We start from the raw sequence: 384 nt of genomic DNA, 5'->3' as shown, positions 1-384 counted from the left end.
CGTACTGGGTGGCGATGTCGCTCATGTAGTGCGTGGCGCGCCAGTAGGTTTCGGTGACCATTTCAATGTCGGTCGGACCCAGCAGGTCCACCAGCCATTGCACGGTTTCCGGCAGGCTTTCCTTGTCTTCGATCTTCGGCACTTCGTCGTTGTGCTTCTCGACGTCAGTGACCTGCACCACCAGAATCGCGTGGTGAGCGGTCAGCGAGCGGCCGCTTTCAGAGAAGATGTTCGGATGCGGCAGACCCTGCGCGTCGCAGAATTCCTTGAGCATGCCGACCACGACACCGGCGTAATCGTCCATGTCGTAGTTGATGGAGCTGGCATTGCGCGAGTGAGTGCCGTCGTAATCCACGCCCAGACCGCCGCCGACGTCGATGTGAT

The 384-nt window shown here is 59.9% G+C and carries 1 pseudogene; it reads right to left on the bottom strand.

Features of this window, described 5'->3' with window-relative positions:
• Positions 1-384: pseudogene (locus SxD43FB_RS24405) on the bottom strand (arginine decarboxylase); the annotation flags it as partial.

Source organism: Sphingobium sp. D43FB (assembly GCF_002312805.1).
Classification (GTDB): Bacteria; Pseudomonadota; Alphaproteobacteria; order Sphingomonadales; family Sphingomonadaceae; genus Sphingobium.
The sequence above is the reverse complement of the archived record's forward strand: the minus strand, read 5'-3'. Positions and strand labels throughout refer to the sequence as shown.